At 55.4% G+C, this 24,728-nt stretch carries 25 protein-coding genes; 9 read left to right on the top strand and 16 right to left on the bottom strand.

The window, feature by feature from the left end:
* Positions 1 to 153: 153 nt before the first annotated feature.
* Both ACSSVV_RS10610 and ACSSVV_RS10605 read left to right on the top strand, forming a co-directional pair.
* Positions 154 to 819 (top strand): response regulator transcription factor, encoded by a 666-nt coding sequence (locus ACSSVV_RS10610; RefSeq protein WP_011783704.1) that lies wholly within the window; start codon positions 154 to 156, stop codon positions 817 to 819.
* Complete coding sequence (locus ACSSVV_RS10605; protein WP_023007860.1) at positions 806 to 2,134, top strand: ATP-binding protein; 1,329 nt, start codon at positions 806 to 808, stop codon at positions 2,132 to 2,134. Before ACSSVV_RS10610 ends, ACSSVV_RS10605 begins: the two co-directional genes overlap by 14 nt.
* 237 nt (positions 2,135 to 2,371) lie before the next feature.
* Here the strand turns inward: ACSSVV_RS10605 and ACSSVV_RS10600 are convergent, their stop codons facing one another.
* The 4 genes from ACSSVV_RS10600 to ACSSVV_RS10585 all read right to left on the bottom strand — a co-directional run bounded on the left by ACSSVV_RS10600 (position 2,372) and on the right by ACSSVV_RS10585 (position 4,810).
* A complete protein-coding gene (locus ACSSVV_RS10600; protein ID WP_454106208.1) occupies positions 2,372 to 2,620 on the bottom strand; it encodes a type II toxin-antitoxin system Phd/YefM family antitoxin in 249 nt (82 codons plus the stop codon).
* A gap of 312 nt (positions 2,621 to 2,932) precedes the next feature.
* The gene (locus ACSSVV_RS10595) at positions 2,933 to 3,628 is read right to left on the bottom strand and encodes a hypothetical protein (protein ID WP_374786503.1); all 696 of its coding nucleotides are present in this window, start codon (positions 3,626 to 3,628) and stop codon (positions 2,933 to 2,935) included.
* 15 nt (positions 3,629 to 3,643) lie between these two features.
* Positions 3,644 to 4,378, bottom strand: a complete 735-nt coding sequence (locus tag ACSSVV_RS10590) for a HupE/UreJ family protein (protein ID WP_454106207.1) — start codon at positions 4,376 to 4,378, stop codon at positions 3,644 to 3,646.
* 48 nt (positions 4,379 to 4,426) lie between these two features.
* Positions 4,427 to 4,810 (bottom strand): hypothetical protein, encoded by a 384-nt coding sequence (locus ACSSVV_RS10585; protein ID WP_153740611.1) that lies wholly within the window; start codon positions 4,808 to 4,810, stop codon positions 4,427 to 4,429.
* An 80-nt stretch (positions 4,811 to 4,890) separates the two neighbouring features.
* Here ACSSVV_RS10585 and ACSSVV_RS10580 point away from each other — a divergent pair, with 80 nt between their 5' ends.
* A complete protein-coding gene (locus ACSSVV_RS10580) occupies positions 4,891 to 5,169 on the top strand; it encodes a metal-sensing transcriptional repressor (protein WP_153740610.1) in 279 nt (92 codons plus the stop codon).
* A gap of 31 nt (positions 5,170 to 5,200) precedes the next feature.
* On the opposite strand, the gene dmeF is transcribed toward ACSSVV_RS10580, so the two are convergent.
* Entirely contained in the window at positions 5,201 to 6,130 is a 930-nt protein-coding gene (dmeF, locus tag ACSSVV_RS10575) for a CDF family Co(II)/Ni(II) efflux transporter DmeF (RefSeq protein ID WP_454106206.1), read from the bottom strand.
* Positions 6,131 to 6,280: 150 nt separating this feature from the next.
* Here dmeF and ACSSVV_RS10570 point away from each other — a divergent pair, with 150 nt between their 5' ends.
* Positions 6,281 to 7,591: an MFS transporter gene (locus tag ACSSVV_RS10570; RefSeq protein WP_454106212.1), complete on the top strand. Its 1,311-nt coding sequence runs from the start codon at positions 6,281 to 6,283 to the stop codon at positions 7,589 to 7,591.
* Between the two features lie 320 nt (positions 7,592 to 7,911).
* Here ACSSVV_RS10570 and ACSSVV_RS10565 read toward each other — a convergent pair whose 3' ends face one another.
* The 7 genes from ACSSVV_RS10565 to ACSSVV_RS10535 form a co-directional block, all read right to left on the bottom strand.
* Positions 7,912 to 8,154, bottom strand: coding sequence for a hypothetical protein (locus ACSSVV_RS10565; RefSeq protein WP_454106205.1), 243 nt, complete (start codon positions 8,152 to 8,154; stop codon positions 7,912 to 7,914).
* A 410-nt stretch (positions 8,155 to 8,564) separates the two neighbouring features.
* Positions 8,565 to 9,299 carry a response regulator gene (locus tag ACSSVV_RS10560; protein WP_454106204.1) on the bottom strand — a complete coding sequence of 245 codons (735 nt, stop codon included), beginning with the start codon at positions 9,297 to 9,299 and terminating at the stop codon, positions 8,565 to 8,567.
* On the bottom strand, positions 9,296 to 11,974 hold the full coding sequence (locus tag ACSSVV_RS10555) for a DUF4118 domain-containing protein (RefSeq protein WP_454106203.1): 2,679 nt from the start codon (positions 11,972 to 11,974) through the stop codon (positions 9,296 to 9,298). The genes ACSSVV_RS10560 and ACSSVV_RS10555 overlap by 4 nt, the downstream gene beginning before the upstream one ends.
* A complete protein-coding gene (gene kdpC / locus ACSSVV_RS10550; RefSeq protein WP_022992334.1) occupies positions 11,971 to 12,576 on the bottom strand; it encodes a potassium-transporting ATPase subunit KdpC in 606 nt (201 codons plus the stop codon). The genes ACSSVV_RS10555 and kdpC overlap by 4 nt, the downstream gene beginning before the upstream one ends.
* Positions 12,577 to 12,586: 10 nt before the next feature.
* Positions 12,587 to 14,605, bottom strand: coding sequence for a potassium-transporting ATPase subunit KdpB (gene kdpB, locus ACSSVV_RS10545; RefSeq protein ID WP_412917497.1), 2,019 nt, complete (start codon positions 14,603 to 14,605; stop codon positions 12,587 to 12,589).
* A gap of 13 nt (positions 14,606 to 14,618) precedes the next feature.
* Positions 14,619 to 16,331: a potassium-transporting ATPase subunit KdpA gene (kdpA, locus tag ACSSVV_RS10540; RefSeq protein ID WP_454106202.1), complete on the bottom strand. Its 1,713-nt coding sequence runs from the start codon at positions 16,329 to 16,331 to the stop codon at positions 14,619 to 14,621.
* On the bottom strand, positions 16,328 to 16,522 hold the full coding sequence (locus tag ACSSVV_RS10535; protein WP_454106201.1) for a hypothetical protein: 195 nt from the start codon (positions 16,520 to 16,522) through the stop codon (positions 16,328 to 16,330). The genes kdpA and ACSSVV_RS10535 overlap by 4 nt, the downstream gene beginning before the upstream one ends.
* 220 nt (positions 16,523 to 16,742) lie before the next feature.
* On the opposite strand from ACSSVV_RS10535, the gene ACSSVV_RS10530 reads away from it, so the two are divergent.
* Positions 16,743 to 17,732, top strand: coding sequence for an FAD:protein FMN transferase (locus ACSSVV_RS10530; protein ID WP_454106200.1), 990 nt, complete (start codon positions 16,743 to 16,745; stop codon positions 17,730 to 17,732).
* A 192-nt stretch (positions 17,733 to 17,924) separates the two neighbouring features.
* Entirely contained in the window at positions 17,925 to 19,382 is a 1,458-nt protein-coding gene (locus ACSSVV_RS10525) for an aspartate kinase (protein ID WP_454106199.1), read from the top strand.
* A gap of 7 nt (positions 19,383 to 19,389) precedes the next feature.
* On the opposite strand, the gene ACSSVV_RS10520 is transcribed toward ACSSVV_RS10525, so the two are convergent.
* Together ACSSVV_RS10520 and ACSSVV_RS10515 are read right to left on the bottom strand one after the other, a co-directional pair.
* The gene (locus ACSSVV_RS10520; RefSeq protein WP_081699738.1) at positions 19,390 to 20,757 is read right to left on the bottom strand and encodes a TrkH family potassium uptake protein; all 1,368 of its coding nucleotides are present in this window, start codon (positions 20,755 to 20,757) and stop codon (positions 19,390 to 19,392) included.
* Entirely contained in the window at positions 20,754 to 21,407 is a 654-nt protein-coding gene (locus ACSSVV_RS10515) for a potassium channel family protein (RefSeq protein WP_022992340.1), read from the bottom strand. The genes ACSSVV_RS10520 and ACSSVV_RS10515 overlap by 4 nt, the downstream gene beginning before the upstream one ends.
* 525 nt (positions 21,408 to 21,932) lie before the next feature.
* Between ACSSVV_RS10515 and ACSSVV_RS10510 the strand changes: the two genes are divergently transcribed.
* Positions 21,933 to 23,390, top strand: coding sequence for a TrkH family potassium uptake protein (locus ACSSVV_RS10510; protein WP_022992342.1), 1,458 nt, complete (start codon positions 21,933 to 21,935; stop codon positions 23,388 to 23,390).
* Between the two features lie 173 nt (positions 23,391 to 23,563).
* Here ACSSVV_RS10510 and ACSSVV_RS10505 read toward each other — a convergent pair whose 3' ends face one another.
* Positions 23,564 to 23,779 (bottom strand): MbcA/ParS/Xre antitoxin family protein, encoded by a 216-nt coding sequence (locus ACSSVV_RS10505; protein ID WP_023008061.1) that lies wholly within the window; start codon positions 23,777 to 23,779, stop codon positions 23,564 to 23,566.
* A 133-nt stretch (positions 23,780 to 23,912) separates the two neighbouring features.
* Between ACSSVV_RS10505 and ACSSVV_RS10500 the strand changes: the two genes are divergently transcribed.
* Together ACSSVV_RS10500 and ACSSVV_RS10495 are read left to right on the top strand one after the other, a co-directional pair.
* Positions 23,913 to 24,167: a hypothetical protein gene (locus ACSSVV_RS10500; protein ID WP_022991856.1), complete on the top strand. Its 255-nt coding sequence runs from the start codon at positions 23,913 to 23,915 to the stop codon at positions 24,165 to 24,167.
* A 13-nt stretch (positions 24,168 to 24,180) separates the two neighbouring features.
* Positions 24,181 to 24,396 carry a hypothetical protein gene (locus ACSSVV_RS10495; protein WP_022991855.1) on the top strand — a complete coding sequence of 72 codons (216 nt, stop codon included), beginning with the start codon at positions 24,181 to 24,183 and terminating at the stop codon, positions 24,394 to 24,396.
* Positions 24,397 to 24,463: 67 nt separating this feature from the next.
* Here the strand turns inward: ACSSVV_RS10495 and ACSSVV_RS10490 are convergent, their stop codons facing one another.
* On the bottom strand, positions 24,464 to 24,706 hold the full coding sequence (locus tag ACSSVV_RS10490; RefSeq protein WP_022991854.1) for an antitoxin Xre/MbcA/ParS toxin-binding domain-containing protein: 243 nt from the start codon (positions 24,704 to 24,706) through the stop codon (positions 24,464 to 24,466).
* Between the last annotated feature and the right edge of the window lie 22 nt (positions 24,707 to 24,728).

The following is a 24,728-nucleotide window of genomic DNA, read 5'->3' as shown; positions in this document are numbered from 1 at the left end:
GTACTGAATCTTGAGCAATGTCCAGAATCAGTCGACACTTTCTCTCACCAACCTGAATTCTTTCTGAAAAACGGGCACTTTCTTGCGTTCAGGCACAATTCAGGTTGATCGACGACACTGGCGGCTGAAACAAGCACCGTTAAGGACGGATACATGCGTTTATTGCTCGTTGAAGACGACCGTTTGCTGGCCGAGGGGCTGGTCAGACAGCTGGAAAAAGCGGGGTTTAGCATCGACCACACGTCCAGTGCCCGTGAGGCCCAGATTCTGGGGGAGCAGGAGGATTATCGTGCCGCTGTTCTCGATCTCGGCCTGCCGGATGGCAACGGGCTGGAGGTTTTGAAACGATGGCGATCGAAGCTCGTCGAGTGCCCGGTATTGGTCCTCACCGCCAGAGGCGACTGGCAGGACAAGGTCAATGGACTGAAAGCAGGGGCGGATGACTATCTGGCCAAACCGTTCCAGACAGAAGAACTGATCGCCCGCATCAATGCACTCATACGCCGCAGCGAAGGGCGAGTGCACTCCCAGGTTAAAGCCGGTGGCTTCGAACTGGACGAAAATCGCCAGAGCCTGCGGACAGAAGAAGGAGCAGAACACGCCCTGACGGGTACTGAGTTCCGCCTGCTACGATGCCTGATGAGCCGTCCGGGCCACATCTTTTCCAAGGAACAGCTAATGGAGCAGCTATACAACCTGGATGAGAGCCCCAGCGAAAACGTGATTGAGGCGTATATTCGGCGCTTGAGAAAGCTGGTCGGCAACGAAACGATCACCACACGCCGTGGCCAGGGATACATGTTCAATGCCCAACGTTAAAAGGCCAGCATCCGTCAAAGGCATGCTGCTGGTGTTATTGCTGCCCGCCGGCATCGCTCTGATGGGCGTAGCCTGGTTTGTCCACGGCCTGCTGCTGGATCGAATGTCCCGGGAATTCCTTGAAAGCCGCCTTAAAGACGAAGCTGCCTTTCTGGAGCACCAGATTCGCGAGGTCAGAGGTCAAGTCGAAACCCTGCAGACCGGTGATTACTTCCAGGACGTCTTCCATCATGCCTTCGCCATACGCACGCCCGATCGAACCATCATATCGCCAAAGGCCTGGGAACCCTTGCTGGCACCACTGATCAACCATAAGCAGAATGGCACGCTTCGTCTTGAAGGCCGTCAGGCGCCGGACAGTCCGTCCGATATCCTGGCATACCGTCACTCTTTTCAGGTGAACGGGTCACCGATCGTCGTGGTTGTATCCGAGGATCTGGAGGCCCTGAAACGCAGTCAGGCCGAGCTGCACGCCTGGACAGCCGTGGTGTCGGTGCTGTTGATCGCACTTCTGGTTGCCGTCATCTGGTTTGGCATCACGCTATCGCTGCGGCCGGTGGTGACACTGAAAGCGGCGTTAAAACGATTGCAGGATGGAGAGATTTCCCGGATCAATGCACCATCACCCGAAGAATTTCAACCGCTCGTGATGCAGTTAAACCAGTTGCTTGACTCCCTCGACAAGCGACTGGTGCGTTCCCGGGATGCGCTCGCAAATCTGTCACACAGTGTCAAAACGCCCATCGCAGCCGTCCGGCAGATACTGGAGGATATGGATCGCCCATTGCCTAGTGATCTAAGAATCCAAATGGCCGCCCGTCTCAGTGACATCGACAGACAATTGGAAGCGGAAATGCGCCGCAGCCGCTTTGCCGGGCCCCAGGTCGGGAAAAGCGCTTATCCCGTCAAACAGGCGCGGGATCTTTTGTGGATGCTGGGGCGGCTGTATCCGGAAAAATCCTTCGAACTATCAAGCTCACTGCCGGAAGACACCCGCTGGCCGATAGAGGAGCATGACTTGAATGAAGTGCTAGGCAACCTGCTCGATAATGCCGGCAAATGGTCGTCGCGGTGCGTAGAACTCTCGCTGAAACAAGACAACAACAGCAGACAAATCGTTGTTTCTGATGATGGTCCTGGAGTCAATGGCGACGACTTGTCCAGTCTGGGGCAACGAGGGCTGCGACTTGACGAGCAGACCCCTGGCCACGGTCTGGGCCTCGCGATTGTCCGGGAGATCGTCGCTCGCTATGAGGGCAACATTAGTTTTTCGACGGGGCCCGGTAGCGGCTTGCGCGTAACCATAGAGTTTTAAGGGACACTCGCCTGTGTGCGGGTATTGGTCTGGAGCGGGCGATGGGAATCGAATCTTTGTTTTAAATCAGACAGTTAAACCTGGAAATCTGGTTCGTCATACAAACTACCATACAAGCTTTGCCAGCCTACATTTTCTGTTATTTTTTGTAACAAAAACAACTCGTCTACTCAAATTAGGAGTGGATGTTCTGATTTGGCCCTCTTCGGGGTGAGGGCCTGCAAGCAAAGCGAACACTCAAAACTCATTCAGATCAACTCGAATACTTGGCTCTCCACTTCGCTCTGTAACAACGGCAACCAACTCATGATCATCCAGCCTGTCGAGCATCGCCTCGTATACTGCAGCAGGAACACAGTAAAAGATGGGCTCATTCCGATTCAAAACAGCAATTGGAAATCCCGCCCCTGAATCCAGTGCCGCCATAGGATCATTTTTCAGCTCCGAGATGCTTACAGTAGCCTCAGTGAAGGTTTGTCTGGCCATGTGAGCGCCTCAATATAAAGATCTATTAACAGGCCTGAGCTCCCGAGGGCAGCATGGCTCCCCATAAGCCATCGGGGACTCCAGCGCCCAGCATTACCTTGTATTTAGTTTAGCTCCATGAGTAGCTTTGGTCGCAAAGCGAACATTCAGACGCACCTTATTGCGACCACATTCCTAGCCTCCCACGGCGCTCGGTACAAGCTTGGAAGTTAACCCTGCGGATGAGTCCCCAAGCACCATTTAGCTGCTGAAAAGACATCCAGTCCCGTGAGCACGCGGGGCTGGATGTTGCTACATTTATCTAATGGTTAATCACAACATCTTCTTCAACTGACCGTAGTCTCCTCCAGTACGCAGTACCAGAGTGATGTCGTTGTCGTTCCGATTTCTGAAGAACCAGCCGTGATTGCCGGTAAAGGCTGCTTCCAACTCGCCCTCGTCTTCAGGCACGCCCCGACCTTTTTCGTAGGAAATTGACTGACCACTTCCATCACCATGGGTATCGAAGTTGATCGGGCCACCCTCTGATACCCAGGAGAATCGGGCTGTAGCGCCTTCCTCCATAGTAAGTTTGAACTCTGTGCCTTCTCCCGGTGTGAGAACCACGCGTACTTCATCCTGCCACTGCGGTTCCACAACTTCTGGTGCAGGCGCAGGTTCTGGCTCGGCAGGTGCAACTTCTGCTTCAGGCGAGGGAGCTGGCTCCTTAACGGCCTCAGCCACGACAGGTTCTTTGACTTCCGGGGCCTCTCGCTCAGTTGAGGATTGAACAGCAACCATCTGAGCAGCTTCGTCAGCAGCAGCCTCTTCGGCGAGCTGCTCCTTGATCTCACCCATTTCAGTCAGGCCCAAAAGGCGACCTGCGCCGGTTGGGTCCAGGGCGTATTCGGCGGGCATGACCACGGTTACAAGCAGAACCAACGCCACAATTGCCGCAATGATGGTTGATCGAACCAGCTTGGCAGTGCTGGGCAGTTCTTCACGGTTGGGAATATCGGTGTTGTACATAAAAAATCTCCAGAATCAGGCGACGAAGTAACCGGTGAGCTGATAGCCAAAGAGCAGAAAACCTGCACTCATCATGGCCACGTTGGCGGTGTAGGCATGGCGGAAAAATCCGTCGGTTTTTCGCCAGAAGCTGATGACAATCAGGATCATAGCCAGGGCGATCAATTGTCCGATTTCCACGCCCACATTGAAGGCGAGGAGGTTCGGAATTAGGCCGTCCTGTGAGATGTCGTATTCGATGATCTTGGTGGACAGACCAAAGCCATGGAAGAACCCGAAAATCAACGTGGCGGCCTTGGTGTTGGGCTGGAAACCAAACCACCGCTGATAGGCACCGATGTTGTCCAGTGCCTTGTAGACGATGGACAGACCGATAATCGCATCAATGATGTAACTATTGATGCCCACGTTGAAGTAAACCCCCAGCAGCATCGTGGTGGAATGCCCCAAGGCAAACAGGCTCACGTAGATCGCGATGTGCTTCATCTGGTAGAGGAAGAAAATGACACCCAGCAGGAACAGCAGGTGGTCATATCCGGTGACCATGTGTTTGGCCCCCAGATAGATGAACGAAATAAGGTTTATCCCGGTAATTTCCTGGATGTACCCCTTGTCGCCCTGGGCGACGGCATGAGCGAGTACATCGGTACTCAGACCCAGCAAGCCCAAAGTTAGAAATATCCAGAGTAGACGATTGCCTGTGCCCGTTGAGGACACACCACGGCATCGGCCAGGCAAGCTTGACAACATAAAGACTCCAATCGAATTTGTTTTCTCGGGCCGCGTAAGCGGCAAGAATCAAGTGGAAAGGGAGGCTTTTGGAGGGCGTTCAAGCCGATAACGCAAACTGCGGGGAGAACCTCCGGCAAAGGGTACGGGCTGCCGGAGAACGGTCAGGCTTTGGGAAACAAACGGAACCCTGAGGTGGTCCACGGTCTCGTGGGTATGATTGCCAGCATCATGATGCATTGATGATGTCTCTGGCTCTTTGTCAAAATCGTGGGTGTGTCCATGCGCACCATGATTGGCTGGATGGCCGTCAGACTGCGATTCCCACTCGCCTGCCAAGTTGGCCACACCGTGAGAGAATGACTCGCCAATCACCGACAGTGACAGGCCCGCCAATGCCAAGAGCATGACGAGCGTCGGAAGCAGTTTTCTCTGGTGAATGGCCGAAATCATCAATCTAATGCGTCGAGTCTGTGGTTGGATTTCAACGAAAACAGAGGATACCATCCCCCCATGGGGGATAGGAATTAAACATGGTAAATGATCACACGCATCAATCTCACCCGAACATTATCAAACGTCTTAAGCGGGCTAACGGCCATCTGGAAAGCGTGATTGGCATGATTGATCAGGGAAAACCCTGCCTGGAACTGGCCCAGCAACTTCACGCCGTGGAAAAGGCCATTCAACAGGCCAAACGCGTGCTAGTACAGGACCACATTGAGCATTGCCTCGACGATGCTATCGGGCCGCTGGAGCCAGACCAGCAGCGGCGTGTCGATGAATTCAAGGCAATTGCCCGGTATCTCTGACCTGATTGCTTTTCAACCTGCGCTCTCCCCGTTAATCACACCGGAGAGGCTCCACCGTCACGTGAACCAGGGACTGGCAGTGTGCCTGAATGCGCTCCTTATAGACTGTAGGCGACTCGGGCTGATGCGAGACCACTGAGACAATAGCCGCATGAATGTTTGGGCCTATCGCCCACACATGCAGATCACTGACTTTGGCATCGTCGTCTTCGACGGCCTGTTTAACAGCTTCCTCCATGTCCTGATGTTGCTCGTCGAGGAGGACCTTTGAGGTGTCTTTCAGCAGATGCCAGGACCAACGGGTTACCAGAATCGCACCGATAATCCCCATCATCGGGTCCATCCAGTTCCACCCGGCATATTTACCCGCCAGAAGGGCAACAATAGCAAGGACTGACGTCAGCGCATCCGCAAGTACATGCAGGTAAGCGGCCCGGCGGTTGTGGTCATGGTGATGATGGTGGTGACCGTGATCATGGCCGTGACTGTGACCATGATCATGGCCTGCATCCCCCAGTATCCAAGCTGACACCCCGTTGACCACCAGGCCAATTATGGCCACAAAAATAGCCCCATCGAAAGAAATGGCGACGGGCTGGATAAAACGCCCCACGCTCTCGATGACCATGTAGAGCGCAAAGACAGCCAGCAGGATTGCGCCGGTAAAGCCACCCAGCGCATTGACCTTTCCTGTTCCGAAAGAGAAACGGTCGTTGCCCGCGTTTTTCCTGGCATACGCGTAGGCGAAGGCCGCAATGCCCAGAGCCACTGCGTGGGACCCCATATGCAGGCCATCGGCCAGCAACGCCATGGAGCCATAAACGATTCCGGCCAGAATTTCCCAGACCATCATCGCCAGTGTCAGGCCCACCACGATGAGTGTGCGGGTTTCGCCAGAGCGCTTCTGATCCTGACCAAAGACGTGATTATGTTGCCAATGGTCGAGTCGTTCATGGTGCATAACAGTGTTCCCGGCAAGACTGATGGTTGGTAGACCTGTAGGCAAAATCTCACTTTTGACCTATCCCCCCTGGGGGGATAGTATGGAATGCTACTGGAGTCAGATTTCTACCACAACCTTTCTGCTTCTTATGCTGTCACTGGTGAAGCCATGCTTGAGATTCTGAAGCACCGAACCTATCGCCATTTGTTTCTGGCCCAGGTCGTTGCATTGCTGGGTACGGGGCTGGCGACGGTGGCCTTGAGTCTGCTGGCATTCGATCTGGCCGGAGACGAGGCGGGACAGGTGCTCGGCACCGCCATGGCTATCAAGATGGTCGCTTATGTCTTGATAGCCCCCCTGGCATCAGCTCTGGCGGAGAACATACCCCGTCGCGCTCTGCTGGTCTCTCTGGATGTGATTCGAGCAGCGACAGCGCTGGCCTTGCCTTTCGTCACCGAAGTGTGGGAAGTGTACGTGCTAATCGCGGTCCTTCAATCCGCATCGGCGGCCTTTACACCAACCTTCCAGTCTACGATTCCGGAGACTCTCCCAGACGAAGACGATTACACCAAGGCGCTGTCGCTTTCCCGATTGGCTTACGATCTGGAAAACCTCATCAGCCCTGCGCTCGCGGCGTTGATTCTGCTTGCCACCAACTGGCAGGCATTGTTCTCGGGCACGGTAATCGGTTTTATCGCATCAGCCTTGCTCGTGGTGTCCGTTGCTTTGCCCTCCGGGGCCAAATCGGAAAAACGTCGCGGCGTTTATGATCGCGCACGGGCCGGATTCAGAATTTTCATGGCAACTCCTCGCCTGCGCGGGGTGATGTCGCTGAACCTAGTTGTCAGTCTTGCGGGAGCCATGGTGATCGTGAATACGGTTGTCCTGGTGCAGGGACAATTCGGCCTTACCGACCAGCATACGGCTATGGCTTTTGCCGCGTTTGGTGGCGGTTCCATGTTGGCAGCATTGGCGTTACCAGCTCTACTGAAACGCTGGCAGGATCGGCAAGTTATGCTCACGGGAGGCGGGATTCTGGTTGCCGGGTTGGTTCTAGCGCTGCCGGTAGGCTCTCTGGAATGGCTGTTACCCGTATGGGCATGGTTAGGCGTTGGTTTTTCCACCGTTCAAACGCCCATCGGCAGGGTCCTTACGCGGTCGTCGCATGCTGAAGATAGGCCAGCTCTGTTCGCTGCCCAGTTCTCTTTATCGCATGCCGGATGGCTGATCGCGTATCCATTAGCTGGTTGGCTGGGCTCTTCTGCGGGAATGACTATCACTCTATTGATACTTCTGGGGTTTGCTCTCGGCGGGCTGATCCTTGCCGTGAAGTTATGGCCATCTGTTGATCCGTCAGAACGTTCGCACCACCACGACGATCTTCCAAGTGACCACCCTCATATCGCAAGTGATTCCAACTCCAGTGTCCACAGTCACAACTACGTCATTGATAGCTTGCATCCCAAATGGCCAGATTGAGTTTTGCAGTTACCGCTTAGAAAACTTCAATGGCCGCCACCTCTGGAATGGGGGGGGAATGCAGGGGCGTTTCTTAGGCAACTCGGGGGAATTAAATCCAGAAATTTGGGATGCTGCGAACGTTCGCTTTTGTTTAAAAGCCTGGATTTATCCTCGTGCCCTTGCCACTCCTAGCCTACGAGTGAACCTACCCCGGTTAAGGCTCCCTTCACTGGCTTATCTCGTCGCGGTAAAGAGGTTCGCTTTCCAATGGTGCTGCTGCCGTAATGGCCCTGATCCAGTCAGCGAAGCTGAATGGGTTTGATCCAAGCTCCTACCACTCATCGCTTCTCTCCATTGCCTTCCATGAGATCTCCTGAAGCGCCTTCTCCGTCAAACCACGCATCCCAATCTTCTGGGTCAGTAGCCGGGTCAGTGGGTTGCTCGAATTTCTTTACCGAACCTTTCAGTCTATCCTGGGGATCCAACACGTGGGCGAGCGGGTCTGCCAACTCGTCCGCGTGGGCTCCGCGGGGGTTCAGGTCTTTGAGTAGTTCCTGTTCTGTTGGTCGTTTCTTTTTCATGGGAACCTCTCGCTTCAAGATCTTCTACCAGTGTATCAAACTGGTAGATTCATAGATCCAACAACAACGTCAGGTTCAAGATGAGATCATTGGGCGGTTACCTTGGAGAAATATCCAGGCGCTGTTAATGACCGATCTTGCCGCGGCAAAAAGGTCCGCTTTACCAATGCAAGCGGAAGCCTTTAAAAGCGATTATTAGTGTTCGCTTTTGTTTAGCTCGGCTCGGTCGCAAAGTGAACATTCAGGCAGGTCTACCAATACCTTCCCATGAAGAAATGCAGACTCTTTTCTGAGTATGAACTGCATCGGCGACACAGTCGTGTGCTGGGAGCACTTGATGGACCTGAATCAGTCCATCAATCGTTCAAAAGAAACTCTTGGTGAAGTCCACAACCCTCCATCCCGATCGTTTATGCCTGATCCGAAGAATCGAGAAACCGATAGCCTACCCCCGGCTCGGTTTGGATATAGCGTTGTTCCGTGGGGTCATCACCGAGCTTCTGCCTCAATCTCCCAATTAGAATTCGCAGATAATGCGTGTCCGTCGTGTGAGTAGGCCCCCAAATATCCTTGAGCAACTGCGATTGTGTGACGATCTTTCCAGATGCAAGCAGCAAGACCTTCAGCACGGCAAACTCCTTCGGCGTGAGCCTGACAGGCTCACCGCTGACCGTGACTTTGTGCATAGCCAGGTCAATATTTAGTTCGCCGTTCTCGAATATCGCTGAGGTTTCAGGAGCAGCTGCGCTCTTTCCTTTCTGTTGGAGACGCAACTGGGTTCGAACTCGCGCAAGCAGCTCATCAACGCCAAACGGCTTCGTAACATAGTCGTTCGCGCCGAGATCCAGGGCTTTTACTTTTTCCAGTTCTCGATCCCGCACCGAGAGAATGATAACGGGAGCTGATGACCATTCCCGCAAACCAGCAAGCACCTCAGAGCCATCCATATCCGGAAGCCCCAAATCCAGAATCACGAGATCCGGTGAATGCCTTGCGCACAACCCGAGCCCGGACTCACCATTTTCCGCTTCAAGCAATTCGTATCCTTCCGTTTTCAGGCTGATGCGCAGGAAGTGCCGTATTTGCGGTTCATCATCAATAATCAGAATACAGGGCGTTTCCCGGTTCTGTGCTGAGGCAGTCATTCACTGGCTTCCCGATTAGACTCTTGTTCAGGGGATTCTATCAGGGGCAACGCTATTTCGATGGTGGCACCGATACCATTTGGGCCAGCCAAAGCCTGAATCCGGCCACCGTGAGCCGCGACCATACCGTGACAGATCGCCAGTCCCAGTCCGCTACCGTGAGGGCCCCGGTCGCCTTCACCGCCGGTGAAGAACATATCGAAAACCTGGCCACGCTGGTCTTCCGGTATGCCTGGCCCCTCGTCTGAGATCGCAATGATCAATTCATCGCCTTTCCGTTGAGCCCGGATGGACAGGGTTGAGTCGTCGGGCGCGAACTTCGCGGCATTTTCCAGCACGTTGACCAGGGCCTGCTCAATAAGTGCCGGATGTACGAACAGCAACGGCAAGTCCTCTTCCAAATCGCGCTCAACCCGGACATTCGACATGAGGTTTCTTGTGCGCCTGAGAGCAGAAGAGAGGATATCGGTGAACGCGATCCAGTCCCTCTCGATCTTGAGCGTGCCATGGCCCAGCTTCGTCATGTCCAGCAGGTTTCGGATGTAGCGATCCAGGCGCTCGCCCTCACCGAGCACTGAATCCAGAAGGCTATCGCGATCCTCATCTGAGAGCCGGTCGAACATCGATTTCAGCGTGCTGGCAGAGCCAATCATGGAGGATAACGGTGTTCTCAAGTCATGGGAGATGGAAGAGAGCAGCGCGGAGCGAAGCCGCTCAGTTTCCTCTGCCACCCGTGATGCTGACAGATTGGCCGCCAGGCGGGTACGAAACCATGCCAATCCCAGTTGATGAACGTAAACATTGATGGCCAGGCCCCGGTAATACTCCGGGGTCATATCGCCGACTCGAATACCTAGTACGCCGTAGATTTCACCATCGGCCTCAATAGGTTCAAAGCGCCACGGAAGGCTGTTCAACGTGTCGGAAAATGCACCGCTGGGTTTGGCGTTACGGATGCCCCAGTCGATTGCAGAGCGCGCCGCTTCATTGAGTGGGTGAGACGGGCCGCCCTTAACCACCACTTCGATTGCATCATTTTCAGGGCTCCGTTGGGCGATAATCAAAGGAAGCTTAAGTTGGGCATAGAGAGCCTCGACCGCTTCGGTCTGGACGGAGGTGATGTCGGGCGCTGACGCTAGCCGACGGGTAAACTGTAGATGAGCATCAGTGAGATCGTTCGAGGCGCGAAGCATCTGGACCTGGTCCCGCAATCGGCCGGCAAGGTTGCCTCCCGTGACTGCGATAATCAGAAAGAACACCACCGTCAGCAGCTCATCCGTATCTGCCATCTGAAAGGTAAGCCGAGGATCCGTGAAGAAAAAGTTGTAGGTCAGAAAGCTCAGAGCCGCGGCAAACAGGGCTGGACGAATCCCGGTTCGGGAGGCCACCCAAAGCACGGATGTCAGAAAGATCAGGGACAGGTTACCCAGCGGAAGAACGTTCTGCAGTCCCATGGCGATTGCGGTTGCGGCACCCACACTGCCGACGGCCCAGGCATAGTCGCTATATCTCACCGCACGGCCGGCGGCTTCAGTAAGCCGACGCCGTTGTTTTCTGGGCACGGGTATGAAAGTGACTTCAAAGGCCTCAGCGTCTTTCAGCAGTGCGCGGCTGGTGGATTTTCGGAAGTGCCACCAGCGATTGTGGGAGCGGCCGAGAATCAGCGTTGTGACGTTCTGCTCTCTCGCGAAGGCCAGGATTTCTCCGGCCACGTCGTATCCGCGAAGCGTTCTGACCTCTGCGCCCAGGCGGGTGGCCAGGTCGAACACTTTTTCCAGCCGTTGGCGTTCATCGGCGCCTGCTCGGCCATTGTCCACAGTGGCGACGGTCCAGGGTGCTTTCCGGCGCTCGGCGAGCCGCCGTGCGGCTCGAACCAGGGATTCACCCTGACCAGAGCCGTCCACCGCGACCAGCAGTCGCGATCGAATGTGCCAGGGGCCTGCGATGCCACGGGACTGCATGTTCTCTCGCACATCGGCATCCAGCCGTTCAGCGATAGCCTGGACGGCAAGCTCCCGCAAAGCAGACAGGTTGGAGGGCGAGAAATAGCCATCCATTGCGGCACGAGCCTGTTCCGGGACATACACCTTGCCTTGCCGAAGCCGTTCCAGCAGCTCAGAAGGGGTCAGGTCCACCAGAACGATGTCTCGGGCGCGCTCCAGAACAGAATCCGGGACGGTTTCCCGCATTCGCACACCGGTGATGCTGGCCACCACGTCCGAGAGGCTTTCCAGGTGTTGGATGTTAACAGCCGTCCAGACGGTAATGCCCTGATCCAGCAGTTCTTCAATATCCTGGTAACGCCGTGGGTGCCGAGTGCCCGGAATATTGCGGTGGGCAAGTTCGTCCACCAACAGGACATCCGGTCTGCGTTTCAGGGCGGCATCGACATCAAACTCCCGGAATTGCTTGCCGGCGTATTCGACTTCTTTTGCGGAGAGCTGTTCGAGGCCCTCACACAATGAGAGCGTATCGGCTCGACCATGCGTTTCCGCGACACCCACAACAACGTCCACACCCTGGCGCTTGAGTTCGTGGGCGGCTTGCAGCATCTGGTAGGTCTTGCCCACGCCCGGAGCGGCACCCAGAAAGATTTTTAGCCCCCCGGCGGACTCACGCTCCTGAGTTTTCAGGAGCGCGTCCGGGTTGGGGCGATTCGGGTCGCCTTGGTTCAATCGTTCAACTCCTTGCCATCCAGTGCCAGGTTAATTTTCAGAACGTTGACTCGCGGCTGGCCAAAGATCCCCAGGGTAGGCCCCTCCGTGTGCTCCGCAATCAGTTCATTGACTTGGGCAACCGGAATATCACGGGCCTTCGCCACACGCTCGGCCTGTATCATAGCCGATTCCGGCGAAATGTGAGGGTCTATGCCGGAACCCGAGGCCGCCAACAAGTCCGCAGGGATGGACGTCGGAGCGATATCCTCTCGCTCGGCAATGGCCGCGGAATCCTCCGCAACCCGGACCCTAAGATCCGGATTGCTGGCCGCGTAGTTCGAGCCGCCAACGGAGAAAGGATCGTAACTGGCCGCGGAAGGCCGCCCGTGGAAGTACTCGGGTGCGACGAACCGCTGCCCCACCAGTTCTGATCCGACGATCTTGTCGTCCACGATGATCATGCTCCCTAATGCCTGATGGGGAAACATGACTTTTCCGGCCGTTGTAACCAACAGGGGATACAGTCCGCCACACAGCAGGATCAGGACGACGGCCGCGCGCACCGCAGAGAGCCAGGAAGCGGACCGGGTGACGGCCCCAGTGTTTGAATCAGTCATCATGTCAGTCTCCTCAGATAACCACGGTGAGCATCAGATCCAGGGCCTTGATGGCCGCGAACGGCAGCAACAGGCCACCCAATCCGAAGATCAGAAGGTTGCGGCGCAACAGCTGTGTGGCGGTTGCCGGTTTGAATTGCACGCCTTTGAGGGCGAAGGGGATCAACGCCGGGATAATCAGCGCATTAAAGATGGTTGCGGCCAACACCGCGCTCATCGGGTTTTCAAGATCAAGTACGTTCAGGGCATCCAGGGCCGGCAGACTGGTGACAAACAGCGCTGGCAGGATAGCGAAGTACTTGGCGACGTCGTTGGCCAGGGAAAAGGTGGTCAACGAACCCCGGGTAATCAGCAGTTGTTTGCCAATCTCTACCACCTGCAGCAGTTTGCCGGGGTCGGAATCCAGATCCACCATGTTGCCGGCTTCCCGCGCGGCCTGGGTGCCCGAGTTCATGGCCAAACCAAGGTCGGCCTGAGCCAAGGCAGGAGCATCGTTGGTGCCATCCCCCATCATGGCCACCATGCGGCCTTCCGCCTGCTCCTTGCGAATGATGTCGAGCTTCTGTTCCGGTGTGGCTTCGGCGATGAAATCATCCACACCCGCCTCGGCGGCAATCGCCGCAGCAGTTATCGGGTTGTCACCGGTAATCATCACCGTCTTCACACCCATGTCCCGAAGCTTGGCGAAACGTTCCTTGATGCCGGACTTGATGACATCCGACAGGGCGATCACACCCAGTACCCGATTACCCTCGGCGACCACCAGCGGTGTAGCGCCGTTCTTGGCAACCCGGTCAACCAGAGTGTCTGTTTCCTGCGGATAGTTGCCGCCGTTTTCCGTAACGAATTTGCGAATGGCATCCGTTGCGCCCTTGCGCAGAATCCGCCCATCCGGCAGGTCCACCCCGGACATACGGGTGTTGGCAGAGAACGCAATGAATTCTGTGCCATCGGCTGCCTCGGCGTCCGAGCCCTTATCCCGAGCCAGAGCGACAACGGATTTGCCCTCGGGGGTGGGATCTGCCAGGGAAGTGAGCAGTGCGGCGTCCCTCAAGGTGCCCGGCGCCACGCCCCGAACCGGTTCAAAGCCCGTTGCTCTGCGATCACCCAGGGTGATGGTGCCGGTTTTATCCAGCAACAGGGTGTCGATAGAGCCGGCCACTTCCACCGCCTTACCAGACTTGGCAATGACGTTGGCACGCATGGCACGGTCCATACCGGCGATGCCGATAGCCGGCAACAGGCCCCCGATGGTCGTCGGGATCAGGCACACTAACAGGGCCACCAGAACCGAGTAGGATGGGGTAGCGCCCACAAACCCGCCAAACGGCACCAGGGTAACGACCACAATCAGGAAGACCAGCGTCATGGCGGCCAGGAGCACGGACAACGCCAGTTCATTCGGTGTCTTCTGGCGTTGCGCGCCTTCAACGAGGGCGATCATGCGGTCCAGCAGGGAGTTGCCCGGATCGACGGTGACTTCGATCACGATCTCATCGGACAACACTTTGGTGCCCGCGCTGACACCGCTGTTGTCGGTACCGGCTTCCCGGAGCACCGGCGCAGATTCACCGGTGACCGCCGACTCATTGATGGTCGCGGCGCCCTGAACAATCTCGCCATCCGCGGGAATCAGTTCGTTCGGTTTTACCAGCACCCGGTCGCCCTTGCGAAGGTCTGTGGCGGGCACTTCCTTGTGCTGCTCGCCATCGAGTTTGCGGGCTTTCAGGTCTTTCCTTGTAGCCCGGAGCGCACCGGCCTGAGCCTTGCCGCGGGCTTCCGCGACAGACTCGGCACCATTGGCGAAGAGGACGGTGAATAGCAGGATCGCACTGATCGCGAAATCCAGGCCAGCCGGGGCACCCTGGGCGAGGTGGCTCAAGCCCAGCAGAAAGGTGATCACCGTTCCGATACCGACGACCATCATGACCGGGTTGCGGGCCAGATCCTTTGGCGTCAGCCGCTTGATGGATTGGCCGACAACTGTGCCCAGATCAAGTGAGTCAGTCATTTTGGGGGTTCTCTTGGACATCATCATTCTCCACTCAGGACATCAGACTCAGGGCTTCAGCGATCGGGCCGAGAATCAGCACCGGCATAAAGCTCAGCAGGGTAAACATCACAATCACCGCCAGGGTCATCAGCCCAAAGGTGGGCGTGTCGATGCTCAGGCTGCCCCGACCTTCCGGCGCGGAACGCTTGGCGGCCAGTGATGCGGCGATTGCCAGCGGTGCGAGAATCGGGATGAAACGACCCAGCGCCAGGTTGACGGCACAGGTCACGTTCCACCACACGGTGTTGTCGCCAAGCCCTTCAAAGCCGGAACCGTTGTTGGCAAAGGCGGAGGTGTACTCGTAAATCACCTGGCTGATGCCGTGGAAGCCCGGATTGGAGTTGCCGGTCAACGATGGGAAGGCAACGGTGATAGCGCTGAAGCCCAGGATCAACAGGGGCTGGATCAACAGGGCGATGCAGACTAGCTTCATTTCCCGGGTTTCCAGTGCCTTGCCGGCAATTTCCGGTGCCCGGCCGATCATCAGCGAGCCCAGAAACGCCGCCAACAGCAGGAACAGCAGGTAGCCAATCAGCCCCACACCGATACCGCCAAAGGTGACGTTGATGAACATGTCGATCATCGGGATCATGCCGCCAATGGGGTTAAAGCTGTCGTGCATGCCGTTGACGGACCCGTTCGAGGTCTGGGTGGTCCAGCTGCCCCAGAGTGCGGTTGCGGTGGCACCAAACCGGACTTCCTTGCCTTCCAGGTTTTCGCCCTCGGCAGCAAGCCCGGAGAAGGCAGCGTTAGGCTGGTTTTCGGACCATATCGCCACCGACGTCAGCGACACCGACATCACCACCATCACGCCCATTACTACCATGGCCAGGCGCCGCCGGCCGGTCATGAAGCCCAGCGCAAAGACCAGGGCGGCTGGAATCAGAACGAGTGAGACCGTCTGGACGAAATTGCTCAACGGGGTCGGGTTTTCCAGGGGAACGCTGGAGTTGGGGCCATACCAGCCACCGCCGTTGGTGCCGACCTGTTTGATGGCCACCATGGGTGCCACCGGACCAATCGGAATGTTCTGCTCTTCCATACCGGCGGTCTGGTCCAGCGGAATGGCGGTGCGGGCGCCTTCGTAACTGTTTGGCACGCCTTCGGCAGCAATGATCAGTGCCACCACCGCCGCGACTGGCAGCATAACGCGAACAATGGCCCGGGTGATGTCCTCGTAGAAGTTACCAACAGAAACGACACCCTCGCCAGACGGTTGCTTCTTGTTGTCAGAGCGACCTAGAAGCGTGCGTACAATTGCCACCACTGCTGCCATGCCGGCTGCGGGTGTCACCACTTGCAGTGTCACAATGCCAAAGGTATGCGCCAGGTAGCTGAGCTGCGCCTGCCCTGAATAGTGCTGCTGGTTGGTATTGGTCAGGAACGAGACCGCCGTATGAAGCGCCAGGTCCCAGCTCATGCCGTCGATACCGTCCGGATTCAGGAACAGAAAGCCTTGGGCCATCAACAGGCCAAAGACGATCAAGACCAGAGCAAGGTGCAGTTTCAGCAACGCCTTGCCGTAACCCTGCCAGCTCATGGGCTGGGAAGGGTCAACGCCAAACAGCCGATACAGACCGTTTTCCACTGGCAAAAAGACGGCGCCTGCCGTCCCCTTGGCGCTGCCAAAAACGCCTGCGATGTACTTGCCCAAAGGCCACGCCAGAAGCAGCGTGACCGCATAGATTACGATGACCTCGTTCACAGCCGTTCCTCCAGATCAATGAACAGGAAACACAGGCCAAACAGCCCCAGAATCACGCCAATACCGATCAGTGCCATGGTCAGAACCTCTCGGGCCAGAGCAGGGCAGCAACCAGGTAGCCGCCGACTGCAACAGAAATAAGTAACAGGAAAGTAGACACGCTCAGTCTCCTTCAGTGGATGTGCTTCCATGGTGCTGGGGCAGGGCGTAAAAATTCGATGACCAAAACAGGGCCGAGGCGTAAAAAAGCCGTTAAAAATTCACCGGAATGTCCCAACACCGCGTTTCAGATGGGTAGACTCCAGGCCATCGTGAGTCCCTATTTCGAGGTTATTGATGTCTGATCCGTATCCAGTCCGAAGCGTTTTTTGGCGACACTGGCGCCAGTGCCGAGCGCTAGTTCTCATCCTTATGGGGCTGTTGCTGAGCGCCTGCGACCAGCCGCCCCGTCTCTCTTCGCTGAGCGGCCCCGCTCAGGGCACGACCTGGCATGTCACTTTCTGGAAAGCGGGTGGGGTAACCTCCAGCTCAGTACAAGACGGTATTGTTGAGGAACTGGCACGTATTGATGCGCTCATGTCGAGCTACCGGCCGGACAGCGCAATCGAGCGCTTTAACCGGGCTGAGGCATTGGCCCCCACGGCGGTTGGAGAGGAAGTCGTTGACCTGATTGCAAAGGCAAAAACGGTGAGCGAGGCCAGTCTTGGCTGCTACGACCTGACGATCAAACCCCTCTTTGATCTCTGGGGATTCAGTGGCCAGCAGCTATCGGTTCCTTCGGAGGTCGAGCTGCAACGTCGGTTGGATGAGGTCGGAATGGAGTTTCTGGTACCAAGATCAAACGGCGGGCTTTCGAAGTCCCGCTCAGATCTTCAGGTCGATCTTTCATCCATCGCTCAGGGGTATACCGTTGAAAAGATGGCTGGTGTGCTGGAATCCGCCGGGATTGAACACTACCTGGTGGAGCTGGGTGGAGAAATGAAAGTTCGGGGCCACAAGCCGGGCGGCGAACCCTGGCGCGTCGCGATCGAGCGTCCAACGCCGGGCGAGCGGTCGGTTCATAAGGTGATCACGATTGCTCGTGACGCGCCCATTTCGGTCATGACATCGGGCACCTACCGCCATTACTTCGACGATCAGGGCCGGCGATACAGCCATGTGCTGGATGCCCGAACCGGCCGCCCGGTCAACCATGACACTGTGTCCGTTACCGTCCTCGAACAGGATCCCAGCCTGGCCGATGCATGGTCTACAGCCTTGCTGTGTTTGGGGGCGACCGACGGACGAGCGGTCGCCGACCGGCACGGAATTGCGGCTCTGTTCATCGAGGAGGTGGAAGGAAAACTCAGTGAGGTAACAACTAGGCAGTGGCGTGAGATGTCTGGAATAGAAATTGATTGAACATCTCCCTAAGCCAGATAGGCCGGGCCCGAAGACCAATTGGTGTTACGGATCTTTTACGGGAGCCACGCTTTTTTTGCGCTTTTTTTACTGTTTCATGTGGGGGATGGCCTGCAAACTTAACACTGATCGCCCCCGAGCTCCCACACGTTTTCAGGGGTTCCATTCAATCTCTCAGGCAGGCTGAACCTTATGGCACGGAAAGATGTTGATAGAAGCGGTCATACCGTTGAGAAAATCGGCGGAACCTCAATGAGCAACTTCGACGCTGTACGCAAGAACATCATCGTGGGCGACAGCCGTAACGAAGAGCTGTACAACCGAATTTTCGTTGTATCTGCCTACGGTGGCGTGACCGATCTTTTGTTGGAACACAAGAAAACGGGTAAACCTGGCGTCTACGCACTTTTCGCCGGCGCCGAGAATCGGTGGGCCTGGGGGGATGATCTGACCCGCCTGGAAAAGAGCCTGACGGATATCAACCTCTCCTATTTCTCGGATTTGAGCCTCAGGCATCAGGCCGATCAGTTCATTCTTGATCGGGTAGAAGGGGTCAGAGAGTGCCTGATTGATCTACAACGCCTGTGTTCCTACGGGCACTTCCAGCTAAGTCAACATCTGATCAAGGTTCGAGAAATGCTGGCAGGCGTTGGTGAGGCCCATAGCGCCTTCAACACCGCACTGCGCCTACAGTCAGAGGGAATCAACGCCCGTTTTATCGACCTCACCGGGTGGCGGGAGAGTGAACGGCTGGCTATGGATGAAAAGCTCAAGCGATCGCTCGCCTCTGTCGACCTGACACGCGAGCTACCGATCTGCACGGGCTATACCCAGTGCAAAGAGGGGCTCATTGAGACCTTCGACAGAGGGTACAGTGAAATGACCTTCAGCCGTATCGCGGTGGTAACCGGCGCTAGGGAAGCGATCATTCACAAAGAGTTCCACTTGAGTTCGGCAGACCCGAATATTGTGGATCCGGCCAAAGTGGTGACTCTTGGCCGAGCGAATTACGACGTTGCCGACCAACTGGCGAATTTGGGCATGGAAGCGATTCATCCCAAAGCAGCCCGTGGACTGTGCAGCGAAGGGATTCCTTTGCGAATCAAGAATTCCTTCGAGCCCGAACACCCCGGTACGTTGATCACCGGAGGCTATCAGGCTGAAACGCCTCAAACAGACATTGTGACCGGCCAGAAATCCGTCATGGCGGTATCTGTGTTCGATCAGAACGCGCCCAGCATCGCCGAGATTGAAAAGACGTTTCTCGACGTAACGTCGCGCTTTCGCGTGCATCGGATCAACCGTGAGAGCAATGCCAACACGCTCACGTTTTACCTGAGTGCGACCCTAAAGCAGGCAAAACGGATTGTGAATGAGCTTGGCAGCAACTTTCCCGGGGCTGAGATCAGCTTGCGCAAGGTAGCCGTGGTTGCCGCGATCGGAAGCTCACTCGATGTTAACAGTGTTCTGATCGCGTCACTGGTGGCGTTTGATGAAGAGTCGATTCCGGTTCTGGCGGCTCACCAAACCATGAGAGACGTGGAAGTTCAATTTATCCTGGACAGCGATCAGTTCGATCACGCTGTCCAGCTTTTGCACTCTGTGTTGATTGAGGCGCGCCCGAACAGAAAGAAGGCAGTCGCAGCCTGACCCTGAATCAACCAACCGGGAACTCGGTTTTCGCATAGCGAACATGGGATTTACGTCGCACTGTCAGGGTATAGCCCAAGGTAAGCGGGCCAAGGCGACCGATTAGCATGATTGCCATGACGACCAACTGGCCGGCGGTGCCGAGTTCGCCCGTTGTTCCCCGTGAAAGACCAACGGTGCCGAACGCGGAAACCACCTCAAACGCGATGTCCAGAAACTCATCCTCAACCAGGATGCTCAGAGACAGAACACCCAGAAAAACCAGCGCCATCCCTATGGTCGCTGTGGCAAGGGCTTTGAGGACTGTTTCACTACTGAGAGAACGCTTGAAAAAGCTCACGTTCAGATTGCCCCGCAAAAACGAACGGGTTGCGGCAAGCATAATGACGAATGTCGAGATTTTGATACCACTGGATGTGGAGTTCGGGGCACCACCGATGAACATGAGAAGCAGCATCAGCACACTGCTGCCGGCGGTTAACGATCCAATATCGAGGGTGTTGAAACCTGCGGTTCGTGGTGTCACGCCCTGAAACCAGGCAGCCAGGAGCTTGTCCCAGAAACTATCCAGTGCGCCAAGAGTCGCTGGATTGCCAAATTCCAGGATGAGGATGGCGCCGGTAGCGAACAGGTTCAGCAGTAGGGTGGCCAAAAGGATGACTTTGACGTAAACCGACAACCTCGACCAACATCGCTTATCAAAAAGCTCCATGATGACGATGTAACCCAGGCCACCTGTGATAAACAGGGCCGTGACGGACAGACTGATGCCAGGATGGTCAACGTAGGCGGAAAGGCTATCTGGTGAAAGAGCGAAGCCGGCATTGTTAAACGCTGAAATCGTGTAGAACAAGGCCTGGTAGAGACCCTCCCACCACCCCAGCTCCGGAATAAAAAACACGCCTAATAACATAACTCCGATAGCTTCTGCCGTTAAGGCGAATACGGCTATCGACCCGCTGGCTCGCCTCGCTGTCTGAAGCGAGATCTCATTAAAGGCTTCCTGCGCAACCAATTGATGCTTCAGTCGGAGCTTGAAGCCCAGGGCAAGGGCCGTGAGCACCGCGAACGTCATCAATCCTAGCCCGCCCAATTGAATCAAGGTCAGAATCACTAACTGTCCAAACAGGGTGTATTGACTCCCGGTGTCCACTACCACGAGACCGGTAACTGTGACTGCCGAGGTTGCGGTAAAAGCCGCCTCCATCCAGGTCACCGGCTCAACAGTCGCAAAGGGCAACTTGAGCAAGCAGGCGCCAAGAACTATGAGAACCAGAAACGACTCAAGCAGGAGTCTCGGTGGGTTCATGCTTCCTTTTGCGGAAGGCTCGCCTCTGGCACCGTGGGAAACCAGATCCAGAAAATGGATTTTCATAGGCGGTTAACCAGATCCCTCAAGTCTTCGAGCTGGCCACCGAGGACAATCCTGTCGCCTTTTCGGATCTTCCAGGTGTGATCCGGGTGGGGGTGCGCTTCCTTCATGCGCTTCACTACCAGTGCTTCAACTGGTTCGCCGTTGATCACCTCTCCGATGGTCTTGTCAACAAGGTCTTCTGTGGTGTGAAAATCCACGATGAAATAATCATCGTCCAGGCCCAGGTAATCATGCACCATCGGATAATTCAGTTCCTGGGAAATCCGGACACCCATCTCGAATTCCGGTGCAATGATTCGGGTCGCCCCAAGCCTTTCCAGAATGCGATGGTGCTGGTTTGTGAGCGCCTTGGCCCAGACTTTCTTTACCCCAAGTTCTCGGAGTTGCAGCGTGGCGAGCATCGTAGCTTCGACGTTCCTGCCTATGGCCACTACAGCGGTATCGTAACTGCCGGCGTTCAGTTCAATGAGCGAGTTTTCGTCTGTGACGTCCGCGATCACTGCATGAGTGATTTCATCAGCCAGTCGGTCAACTCGTTGTTCGTCCGAATCAATACCCAGCACCTCGTGGCCGAGGCGAGTTAATTCACGTGCGATCGTTGCCCCAAACACACCAAGGCCAATGACAATGAACTGTTGTTTTTCAATCATGGGTGCGATTCCGGTGTCGGTTACTGACTGGCTGAAGAAATCTTCTCATACACCTGTGATTGCGGTGCCCTCACTGCCGTAAAAATACCGTAAAAATTCGTTCTGCACCGTCCTAATTCCACCTCGAATATGATCTCCTTACGCCGTCTGATGCAAATTTGGTCGAGAGCAGGGCTTGTCGGCAATGGGATTCTATCGATTGAAACCGGGATTTCTGGGCCATGCCGTGATTGCGCTGGCTTGGCTCGGTTTTTTGGCTATAGCGAACAGACAGGCTTCCCAGCCAGTAGCGTCGATATTTCCTTATCTGGCACCCGTCGTCTTTTTTGCATGGGTATACAATGCAAGATGGGGATTCTTGTTGGCAGGCATTGCCACTCTTGCTGCACTTCCAGGTGATTATGTTGAAACTCATACCAGAGCGGAGCTGCTCTACGCAGGGTTTTCAACTTATGCGCAACTGACGGGAGCCGTCATTGGCTGCATGTTGGCGAAAATCATACGTGAACGGTCTGGGCGATCCTGATGATGGCTCTGTTTAATATCCTTCCTGTTATACAAATACTTGGCTTTCTGCTGATTCTCCTAAGTTTTTTGATGACCCTGCCTGTAAACCTGCTGATGTTCGGCGACACACCGGATTGGCTGGCTTTCGTGAAATCCGCAAGTATTTGTTTTGGCGTAGGACTGGTCTGCTTCTTCAGTGCTGGTCGAAAGCGATATGCGTTGAAACAGAGGCAGATGTTCATCCTCACAGTTTCCGCCTGGGTGTTCATTCCGTTATTTTCCAGCCTTCCGTTGCTGCTGAGCGATCTCAAACTTAGCGTGACGGACGCTTTTTTCGAAAGTATCTCCGGGGTAACAACCACCGGCTCCACAGTTATGAGTGGTCTCGACAACCTCCCGGGGGACATCTTGCTGTGGCGGTCGATCATGCAATGGATGGGCGGCATTGGAATCATCGGCATGGCGGTGGCAATCCTGCCATTCCTCAGGATTGGTGGTATGCGCCTGTTTGCCACTGAATCGTCCGAGTGGACAGAGAAGGCGGTGCCGCGCACCAATCGTTTAGCCCGTGGACTGGTGTTCAGTTACCTCGCACTGACGCTTGGTTGCATCCTGACCTACTGGGCATTGGGGATGGACCTTTTCAACGCGGTAAATCATGCCCTGACTACCGTTTCTACGGGAGGCTACTCGACGTCAGACAGCTCTATGGGTCAGTTTGACCAGCTTTCCATTCTTTTTGCATCAAGCCTCTTCATGATGCTGGGGGGCATACCGTTCTTTCTCTTCGTCAGGTTACTGAATGGCCAGGTGCAGCCAATACTGAGGGACCAACAGATTCGCTTTTTCCTTAAATTCCTTTTGTTGATCGCATGCCTGATTACCGTTTATCGGGTGGTGAATGAGGGGGCGTTTCCGATCGATGCCTTCGTGCATGCTTTATTTAACGTGACATCGGTAGTCACAACTACCGGTTATGCATCTCAGGACTATTCGCTCTGGGGCCCCTTCGTGGTGGTACTGTTTTTCTTTCTTACATTCGTGGGAGGGTGTTCTGGCTCTACCAGTGGTGGCATGAAGATGTTTCGTTTTCAGCTGTCCATGCTGCTGTTGCGTGAGCAAGTACTCCGGCTGCTCCATCCGAACGCAGTAATTGCGAGACACTACAACGGACGAATCATCAGCGATGAAATCGTAGCGTCCAGTGTTGCCTTTTCATTCATCTTTCTTGCGACACTTGCTGTCGTCGCTGCCATCCTTGCTGCGCTGGGCCTCGACCTTGTGACGAGTTTGACCGGAGCCGCTACAGCATTGGCGAATGTTGGGCCTGGCCTGGGCGACACTATTGGTCCCGCTGGTAATTTTCAAACCTTGCCGGACGGAGCTAAATGGGTATTGATGGCGGCGATGTTGCTGGGGAGATTGGAGTTACTCAGTGTCTTTGTGATGTTCTCGCCTCATTTTTGGCGTAGCTAAGAGACTGACACATTCGAAATGGCCCTTCGAACAAGCCCCGCATCAAGGCAGAATTGGTAGCGGAGTAACTGTTAGAAGCTACCGTCATCGCCGATGGTCACGACAGTACCCAAGGTTCGCTTTTGTTTAGGAAGCCCATCTTTGAGACTGGTCAAAGCTCGAATAATCATGTTCTATGAAACAGCTCCCTCTTGCCATTTTTTAATCACGTTCCTCAGTTTTAAGAGCCCCGCCTCGGTGTCCATCAGCGTGACCGGCGCTTGATTGCCTATAGCCCGGATCGGAGATGACAGCCATAGTTCAGCTGTCACTCTATCGTCTTCGAAAAGCTCCAGGACCTCACAATAGACCTGCTCCCTCAGCTCGGCCACAGCCCGCGCGTCACTCATGTCAATACTCCTGTAGTAATCAACTAATCCCCGACAAGTTGGTTGGCTCTTAGCCAATTGCTTGGTCAAACACTGTGATCGTGTATTGTGGAATTCGACCGGTCAAAAATCTAATTCCACAAGAGATTTATCTATGAAGAACGTACTCGACCAAATCAGTTCATTGCTCAAAGAAGCGCTGGCTGTCGCAGAAACTCTCGATGGCTTCCAAGCGAGCACAGCGACACTGGATTTGTCCTGTTTCGACGGCAGCACCGCCACTATCACCGAAACGCTCGACAACCTGTGCGATGACACCGACAACTCAGGATCGTCTATCACGCGAACTCCACCCAAAAAGTCATCGGTGGATCAGCTAGGCGACATCAAAACGAACACTTGGTTCTAGAGGTCAATTGTTTATGAAATCAATCACCGAAGCCAAAAAGCTCGCTACCGCACTCTCATCCGAGTTCGGCTGTGGCGACCTGCACATCAATGTCCAGATGCACCGCGGCGACAGCTGGATCAGCATTGATATGTACCAGAACTCGGACGAGCCTGAACGGCTTCTGGCCACTCTGGATTTCGATACCGGCGCGCGTTTGCTGGTGGATGAGTCAACCACACTGCACTAATAACTATGGAGCCGCCCCGGTCACACCCTCGATGACCGGGGCTCTTTGCCAAGAAAAACTCTCACATCTACGGAACTATGCCCAGCTGGATTTGCTGTATATAACGCTGCAGCCGAACAATGTCCGCTTGAGTCTTCAGCAAACATTCCGGCGCGACATTGCCCAAAAACAGCCGGGGGCGCCCTATCCAGTCCCGGGCCACAGCTTCGTCTACATCGAATAGCTCAAGCACGTCCTGCCAGGCTGCCTGTTTCAGCTGCAGCAGTTCCTGGTCGTCGCCACCGGAAGTCTCACTTTCATGTACCGGCATTGTGGGGACCTCTCCAATCCGT

It is taken from the genome of Marinobacter sp. MBR-105, from assembly GCF_053628895.1.
The sequence above is the reverse complement of the archived record's forward strand: the minus strand, read 5'-3'. Positions and strand labels throughout refer to the sequence as shown.

Bases quoted from the DNA above. Each gene is read 5' to 3' on its own strand.
- ACSSVV_RS10610 (WP_011783704.1), top strand. From the start codon at position 154: ATGCGTTTATTGCTCGTTGAAGACGACCGTTTGCTGGCCGAGGGGCTG.
- ACSSVV_RS10605 (WP_023007860.1), top strand. From the start codon at position 806: ATGCCCAACGTTAAAAGGCCAGCATCCGTCAAAGGCATGCTGCTGGTG.
- ACSSVV_RS10600 (WP_454106208.1), bottom strand. From the start codon at position 2,620: ATGGCCAGACAAACCTTCACTGAGGCTACTGTAAGCATCTCGGAGCTG.
- ACSSVV_RS10595 (WP_374786503.1), bottom strand. From the start codon at position 3,628: ATGTACAACACCGATATTCCCAACCGTGAAGAACTGCCCAGCACTGCC.
- ACSSVV_RS10590 (WP_454106207.1), bottom strand. From the start codon at position 4,378: ATGTTGTCAAGCTTGCCTGGCCGATGCCGTGGTGTGTCCTCAACGGGC.
- ACSSVV_RS10585 (WP_153740611.1), bottom strand. From the start codon at position 4,810: ATGATTTCGGCCATTCACCAGAGAAAACTGCTTCCGACGCTCGTCATG.
- ACSSVV_RS10580 (WP_153740610.1), top strand. From the start codon at position 4,891: ATGGTAAATGATCACACGCATCAATCTCACCCGAACATTATCAAACGT.
- dmeF (WP_454106206.1), bottom strand. From the start codon at position 6,130: ATGCACCATGAACGACTCGACCATTGGCAACATAATCACGTCTTTGGT.
- ACSSVV_RS10570 (WP_454106212.1), top strand. From the start codon at position 6,281: ATGCTTGAGATTCTGAAGCACCGAACCTATCGCCATTTGTTTCTGGCC.
- ACSSVV_RS10565 (WP_454106205.1), bottom strand. From the start codon at position 8,154: ATGAAAAAGAAACGACCAACAGAACAGGAACTACTCAAAGACCTGAAC.
- ACSSVV_RS10560 (WP_454106204.1), bottom strand. From the start codon at position 9,299: ATGACTGCCTCAGCACAGAACCGGGAAACGCCCTGTATTCTGATTATT.
- kdpC (WP_022992334.1), bottom strand. From the start codon at position 12,576: ATGATGACTGATTCAAACACTGGGGCCGTCACCCGGTCCGCTTCCTGG.
- kdpB (WP_412917497.1), bottom strand. From the start codon at position 14,605: ATGTCCAAGAGAACCCCCAAAATGACTGACTCACTTGATCTGGGCACA.
- ACSSVV_RS10535 (WP_454106201.1), bottom strand. From the start codon at position 16,522: ATGGAAGCACATCCACTGAAGGAGACTGAGCGTGTCTACTTTCCTGTT.
- ACSSVV_RS10530 (WP_454106200.1), top strand. From the start codon at position 16,743: ATGGGGCTGTTGCTGAGCGCCTGCGACCAGCCGCCCCGTCTCTCTTCG.
- ACSSVV_RS10525 (WP_454106199.1), top strand. From the start codon at position 17,925: ATGGCACGGAAAGATGTTGATAGAAGCGGTCATACCGTTGAGAAAATC.
- ACSSVV_RS10520 (WP_081699738.1), bottom strand. From the start codon at position 20,757: ATGAAAATCCATTTTCTGGATCTGGTTTCCCACGGTGCCAGAGGCGAG.
- ACSSVV_RS10515 (WP_022992340.1), bottom strand. From the start codon at position 21,407: ATGATTGAAAAACAACAGTTCATTGTCATTGGCCTTGGTGTGTTTGGG.
- ACSSVV_RS10510 (WP_022992342.1), top strand. From the start codon at position 21,933: ATGATGGCTCTGTTTAATATCCTTCCTGTTATACAAATACTTGGCTTT.
- ACSSVV_RS10505 (WP_023008061.1), bottom strand. From the start codon at position 23,779: ATGAGTGACGCGCGGGCTGTGGCCGAGCTGAGGGAGCAGGTCTATTGT.
- ACSSVV_RS10500 (WP_022991856.1), top strand. From the start codon at position 23,913: ATGAAGAACGTACTCGACCAAATCAGTTCATTGCTCAAAGAAGCGCTG.
- ACSSVV_RS10495 (WP_022991855.1), top strand. From the start codon at position 24,181: ATGAAATCAATCACCGAAGCCAAAAAGCTCGCTACCGCACTCTCATCC.
- ACSSVV_RS10490 (WP_022991854.1), bottom strand. From the start codon at position 24,706: ATGCCGGTACATGAAAGTGAGACTTCCGGTGGCGACGACCAGGAACTG.